Source organism: Sphingomonas yabuuchiae, from assembly GCF_014199595.1.
Classification (GTDB): Bacteria; Pseudomonadota; Alphaproteobacteria; order Sphingomonadales; family Sphingomonadaceae; genus Sphingomonas; species Sphingomonas yabuuchiae.
Window position 1 is genome coordinate 23,520 of record NZ_JACHNX010000026.1, and the last position, 6,773, is coordinate 30,292.

Annotated in this window: 5 protein-coding genes; all 5 read right to left on the bottom strand. The window is 62.8% G+C overall.

Going from position 1 to position 6,773, the window contains the following annotated elements:
• Positions 1 to 2 precede the first annotated feature (2 nt).
• Positions 3 to 1,997, bottom strand: a complete 1,995-nt coding sequence (locus GGQ89_RS17840) for a glycoside hydrolase domain-containing protein (RefSeq protein ID WP_184106669.1) — start codon at positions 1,995 to 1,997, stop codon at positions 3 to 5.
• Between the two features lie 231 nt (positions 1,998 to 2,228).
• Positions 2,229 to 3,887 carry a carboxylesterase family protein gene (locus GGQ89_RS17845; RefSeq protein ID WP_184106670.1) on the bottom strand — a complete coding sequence of 553 codons (1,659 nt, stop codon included), beginning with the start codon at positions 3,885 to 3,887 and terminating at the stop codon, positions 2,229 to 2,231.
• A gap of 233 nt (positions 3,888 to 4,120) precedes the next feature.
• Positions 4,121 to 4,872, bottom strand: a protein-coding gene (locus GGQ89_RS17850) for an IS5 family transposase (RefSeq protein WP_420854035.1) whose coding sequence is annotated in 2 segments (ribosomal slippage) — positions 4,121 to 4,543 and positions 4,546 to 4,872 — 750 coding nt in all. Because the reading frame shifts where the segments join, the coding sequence is not laid out codon by codon here.
• Positions 4,873 to 5,385: 513 nt separating this feature from the next.
• Entirely contained in the window at positions 5,386 to 6,405 is a 1,020-nt protein-coding gene (locus GGQ89_RS17855) for an IS110 family RNA-guided transposase (RefSeq protein ID WP_240456291.1), read from the bottom strand.
• A 20-nt stretch (positions 6,406 to 6,425) separates the two neighbouring features.
• On the bottom strand, positions 6,426 to 6,773 hold a 348-nt coding region (locus GGQ89_RS17860; protein WP_184106672.1), incomplete at its 5' end, for a transposase.

Genomic DNA, 6,773 nt, shown 5'->3' on the forward strand with positions numbered 1-6,773 from the left:
GATCAGTGCGGCTGCGTGGTGACGGTCAAAACGCCCCCTTTGACAAGCGCATCATGGCCGACCCGCCAGTCGGTCAGCACGCGACCATTCCAGTCGACTTGAACGATCTTGCCGTCACGCGGCCCTGCCCGTCGCACCGTCACACGCCGTCCCTGCCCCAAATCCATGGTCGTGCGTGAAAATGCCGGGACCGTCACTTGATACCAGGGCTCACCCGGTACGAGCGGATAAAGCCCGAGCGAGGCAAAGACATACCAGGCGGTCATCGCCCCGGCATCGTCGTCCATCCCGTCGGCGAACCCTTGCGGCGCCAATGCGAAGCTGTACCCGACAAAGGGCCGCGCCAGCTTGCCTTCGTTGGTATAGGGATGCTCCATCGGCTGCGTCAAAATCTTGCGGATCAGATCGGCAGTCGCCTGCGGTTCTCCCGCCGCGGCAAACAGCCACGGAACATGGATGTCCGGCTCGTTCGTCATGTTGAACAGCCCATCATTGAAAAAACGATGCAACTGCGCCCGCCAGTCACCATTTCCGACCGTGGCCATCATCCAGTCGAGGTCGAAGACCGGTGCCCAGCGATATTGCCACAGGGTTCCCTGGTACAGACCGCGCGCCTTGACAATGTCGCCATCTTCGCCCGGCTTTTCAAAGACCGAGCGCCACATCGGGCGATAGCCAATAGCCTGCGCCGTAAAGCGGTGTGCTGTCGTCTCATCCCCCAGATCGCGCGCTAGTTGCGCAGTCGCCCAGTCGTCATAGGCCGCCTCGATCTGCTGGTCGGGCGTATCGCGTTGCAAGGTGGCGCTGTCGGCCACCATGGCCTTCAGCGCGCCGGGGGCGTCGAAGCCGGTAATTCCCTTGCGCCGCATGTCGAGCAGCGCAATCCCGGCATGTTCCGTACGGACGGTCAGGAATGGCTCGTTCATCGTCGCCCATTGGGCTTTGCCGCGTATATAGAGATCGGCGAGCGAGCGGGCGATATCCTGGCTGCGTTCGGGTTGCAGCAGGGCCAGCAACGGCAATTGTGTGCGATAATTGTCCCATAGCGACCAACTGGCGTAGCGAGTCTGTCCTTTGGAAGACCGCGCGATCGACCCGTCATTCTCCCGGTGGCGACCATCCGGATCGTCGATCGCGACGGGCGTTTGAAAGACCCGGAACAGCGAAGTGTAGAATAGCGCCCGCTCCGCCCTCCCCCCTTCGGGCCGTACCCGTTCGAGGACGCGGTTCCAATCGGCGCGCGTGGCAGCCGCGACCGCCTTGAAAGGTCGACTCCCCAATTCCGTTTTGCGAACGCGTGCGGCGCCATCGACGTCGACGCTCGACAAACCGGTCGCCAACTGGACGACGTCGCCGCGCTCAAGATCCAGGTCTAGGGTCGCCACGCCATCCTTCGCGACCATGTTCCGGTGAAGTGGACGGTCGTTCACCGTCACACGGCTGGAGGAAAAAAGACGATATAGACCTTTGTCGCACACCGTCCCGGCCACCATTTCGGCACGAAGGTCATCGCTGTTTACGGTTCGCCACGTTGCCGAGGCGCGCTTGGCATAACTGTGCCGTGCATCGATCCGAAGCTGGACCCGTCCGGCCCGCTTTGTCGAGAAACGTAGCAGCCCTGCTCCCCTGGTCGCCGTAGCCTCCGCCGTCACCGCGCCGTCATATACAATCCTGTAAAAGCCTGCAGCAGAACGCTCGCGGCGCTTGTCCATAAGCGCTGGGCCGCTGGCTCCGGCGAAGCGCATCGACACGAGCAGGTCGCCACCCCCACCCCCACAACCGACGCCAACGCCCCGTGTAAAGGAAAAGCCGTTCAGCCGATCTGCCGCAAAATCATAGCCGGCATGATTAGCAGGATTGGTATCGGGGCCAAGTTGCACCATACCAAAGGGTGCTACGGCGGCGGGCGTCAGCTGCCCAAAATCGGCGAGCGTCCCAGCCAACGGGTCGACCAGATCAACCGCGGCATCGCGCCCAAGTGCAGGCGTCGCGATCATGAACAACCCGGCCGTAATGATAAATCTCATTCACTTGATTCCTCGTTGGTCGTCCAGCCAAGCAAAAGGATGACTCCATATTGGCATTTCTTGACGGTGCCATGACCTACTGATCAACCGTGAACCAAAGTCGGGGGCATGCTGCTGGGTATCAAAAACACCCGCTGCCGCTGCCAACGCCAATGCACGGCTGGCAACCCCAATATCGGGCAATCCTCTACGTATGAGGCTTTACTTTTTGACCGGTACGCTCGCGAGATCGCGGTCGATCGCCGCCAGCAATGCGTCGGTGAACTGAGCGGGCAGGTAGGCCTGTAACCCGTACAGCGTCGTGCCGCGCGCCATGTTGAGCTGGGGGTTCTTGAGGAAAGCCGGGACACGCCGTGCCAGCACTGTGCGGGTGGCCGGATTGTCGAGCAGCTCACCAATTGGCGTAGTCAGCGTGGTGTAGCGGCCTGATGCATTCGCGGCCGCCAAGGCCTGCGAAAGGCGGTCGATTTCCGAACCCCAAGGATCACGCTGCACCACGACCGTGCCGCTGGTGGCGAAGTCGGCGAGCGTGTCGTTGGCGCGGGTATAGCGCGGCCATTGCGCCATCGTGCCGCCGTTCGGATCGCCGTGCTTCACGAAGTTGGCCAGGTAGGTACTCATCGCGGCTCCGACAGCCTCATCCTTCGCCGTCGTCTGCGCGCCATACTTGACGCTAACATTGTCGAAGAAAAAGGGGATGTCGGTTGCGTGCTGGGCGCCGCTCTTCCCAACGGAGCCGGCGACATAGGAGAAGCGATACTCCCAGACCGGCACGCCCTTGTCTGCGATCATCGCCGATGCCTCGCGCCCGCCCGCGATCATGAAGCCGCTCTTACCGCCGATATCCGCGCTGGTGGCTCCGATCATCATCGGCATCCGGGCGAAACGATCCTGTTCGTACGCCTTGCGAACGTCGACCACGACCTTGCCGTCGACGAAGGGCCCCGAATTGGTTGGCGGAGCGCCGGGGCGTCCCGTCATTTGTGCCATGTTGAGTCCGTCGAGCACGTCGTCCGCCGATAGCGCGCGCAGGCGTTGCAGCGCATCGGGGGCGGCGGGATCAATCCCCTTGGTCCGGGCGAAGTTGCCGCCGATCGTCTCGACATCCGCCAAGGTATTGCCGGTGAACGCCTTCGCGTCGCCGCCCGACATCACGACGGCCTTGTTGAAAAGCCCTTTCGCCTCGGGCGAGGTCACGAGCGCATGGACTGAGATACCGCCCGCGCTTTCACCAGAAATGGTTATATTGGCCGGATCGCCGCCGAATGCCGCGATGTTGCGCTTGACCCATCGCAGCGCCGCAATCTGATCCATGATTCCGTAATTGCCCAGGCGTCCTCCATCGGCATTCTGTGCGGTCAGCTGCGGGAGGGCGAAAGTGCCGAAGCGGCCGACGCGGTAGTTGAAGCTGACGAACACGATGCCCTTCTTGGCCATGTTCGCCCCTGCATAGGTCGGCGGCGAGGCCCCGCCATTCACGAAGCCGCCACCATAGATCCAAACCAGTACCGGCAGCTTGCTCTTGGCTCCCGCTGGCCGCCAGACATTGGCGTACAGGCAATCCTCCGCCGGGGTGGTGCCGAGCGGAGCGGCATCGCTGGGGAACGGCTTCTGCATGCAATCCGGGCTATATTGGGTTGCGTCGCGGACCCCCGTCCATTTCGCGGCTGGCTGCGGTGCGCGCCAGCGCAGTGGGCCAACCGGCGGGGCGGCGAAGGGAATTCCTTTCCAGCTTTCGACGCCCCCAGCGACCTGTCCTCTGACGGTACCGTTATCGGTACGGATCGTCGGACCGGCAGGCCGCGCCGCGGCCGGCATGGCGATCAGCGCGAAGGCAAAGGCTTTGGCAAGATAGTTCATCGGTTTGATCCCTTGCGCAAGCCAGGCCGAGCAGCGGAGCAAAGCCAAGCGCCGTTCAACGTAGCGGCAGACACGGTCAGATTGAAAGCGGCCGCTGCCTGAGGGGCTGGTGTCATCGGGTTGCCAGGATCAGACGATTGCGACCCGTTTTCCTCTTTCCGACTTGGGCCGCTTGTTCATTACCACGTTTTGGCCACGTTTTGGGAAGCAGACTATCTAGGGCTGCGACTCAATCAGAGCCAGAAGGCGATTGCGGTTGCGACGGCGACACCTGAGAGGAAATTGGCGGCGAGTTTGTCGTAGCGGGTGGCGACACGGCGGAAGTCCTTGAGGCGGCAGAAGGCGTTCTCGATCAGGTGGCGGCCACGGTATCTGGGCTTGTCGTAGCGGATGGTGTGTTTGCGGTTGCGTCGACCGGGGATGACAGGAACGGCTCCAGCGTCGCGCAGCGAACGGCGCAGCCGGTCGGCATCGTAGCCTTTGTCCGCCAGCAGGTAACGCATTCGGCCGGCACGTTCGAGAAGTGCGGGTGCTGCCTTCACGTCGCTGACATTGCCGGCCGTCAGCATGAGCGCAAAGGGACGACCGATGACATCGGTGAGCGCATGGATCTTGGTCGTCCATCCGCCACGAGAGCGGCCGATCGCCTGGATCTGGCGCCCCCTTTTCCGCCGAAGGCCGCGCGTTGCGCCTTGATGTAGGTGCTGTCGATCGCGGTACTCTTCGCGACCACGCCAGCATCCACCAGCGCGTCGAGCAACTTGAGCCAGAAGCCACGGCGCGACCAGCGGTTGAACCGGTTGTAGATCGTCGTGGATGGTCCATAATCGGCCGGGCAGTCGCACCACCGACAGCCGACCTTCAGCACATGCACGATCCCGGAGACGACCCGCCGGTCGTCTACTCGCCGGGCTCCGGGCTGGTTCTTCGGCAAATGCGGCTCGATCGCCGCCCACGCTTCATCCGACAACCAGAACAGCGCCATGCCTCACTCCTCCTGATCCATGCGCCAGTGAACCAGGAAAAACATCATTCCTCAAAATGCTGATTGGGTTTGGACCCTAAATTCAAACTTCATACCCGGTGAGGTGCGAACGGCTCTAGCGGGAGGCTAAGATACGCGGTGGACTGCCACGCTGTGTCCAACCGTAGATGCCGAACCGGACTGCTGACGTGATGGGTTGGACGGCCCCTGCACCAGCGTAGCTTTGCAATGATGTGGTCGTTGAGCCATGTGTGGACGCCCCCTGCGGTGCAAGAGCTTTCGTGCGGCGATGAGCACCGGTCGGGTGCATCCATGTGTTCGGCCTGTTCGTGCAGCACCGCATGGCTGCTGGCCCTGATGAAGTCCGCGGATCGGATCCCTAATCACGTCATCGCGCTCGAAGCGCTCTGCTCCCCTGGGTTTGTTCGATCCCCGGTCTGACCGGTTTGTCATCACCACTCAGCTGTTCTTACACCATCCTGCCGGCCGCTCAGCGGTCGGCGAGGACAGCGGTCACGCGGCAGCCGCCGCGTAGACCTCCTTGCGCGCCATCACCGCCCAAGCGATGCGCGCTGTCTTGTTGGCGAGCCCGACGGTCGCGATTTTCACCGGCTTGCGCTCGAGCAGTCGCGCTAGCCACGGCTGTCGACTGGCATCCTTGTACGCCATACGCATCACCGCGGTCGCGCCGACGACCAGCAGCTTACGGAGGTACCCGTCGCCCTGCTTGCTGATGCCGCCAAGCCGCTCCTTTCCGCCGGAGCTATGGGGCCGCGGTGTAAGGCCTAGCCATGTCGCAAACTGGCGGCCGGAGCGGAATAGCGATGCATCGGGTACAGCCGCGGCGATCGCCGACGCGGTGATCGGACCGATGCCGGGAATGGTCGCAAGCCGGCGGCTGGTGTCATTGGCACGGTGCCAGGCGAGGATCAGTGTTTCAAGCCGGTCGACCTCGCTTGCCAGCGATCGCAGTTGAGTACCGATGGTATGCAGCGCTGACCGGGCATATGCTGGCGGCTTCTCCTGCCCCTCGTGAAGGAGCTTCATGAGCGCGGTGACACCGCCGGGCCCCCTGCTGGTGACGATCCCGTACTCCGACACGTGCGCCCGCAGCGCATTGATCAGTGCGGTTCGCTGTCGCACCAGCAGATCACGGGTCCTGTGGAGCATTAGCACCGCCTGCTGATCGACGCTCTTCACCGCCACGAACCTCATCGTCGGCCGGGTTAAAGCCTCGCAGATCGCCTCAGCATTCGCGGCGTCGGCCTTCCCGCGTTTCACGTATGGCTTCACATAGGCCGGCGGCATCAGTCGGACATCATGGCCCAGCGCTAAAAGCTCTCGGCCCAATGGTGCGCCGACGCGCATGCCTCCATCCCTACCAGGCACGGCGGCAACGATGAGAAGAACTTTCAGCACCTCGCCGCGCCGGAGTTGCCGCCGCACCAACACCTTTCCATCAGCACCAATCACGTGGACCTGAAACACGTTCTTCGCCAGATCGACACAGACGGTCACGACATCCTGCTGCATGGATCGACTCCTAGAGGCTGTTATGAACCTGGGGCGAGCGCGGCAGCCTGCTTCGTCATGAGGCATGCGAAGGCGACGACGTAAAGTCCTGCGAGTGTTTCCGCGTAGCGCTCGTAATCTTTAACGAGACGCCTGAAGCGGGTTGCCCATGCGAATGAGCGTTCGACGACCCAGCGTCGTGGCAAGAGGACGAAGCCGCGTTTGGCCTCGGACAGTTTGACGACCCCAAGTGCGATGCCGTGTTTGGCTGCGGCGTTGGCGGCTCGCTCGCCAGTATAGCCCTGGTCGACCCAGGCCAGTTCGACGGCATCGTCGGTGACGGCCTGTATCGTCCGGGCGAGCCGTTCCACCTCGCCGCGATCCTCTGC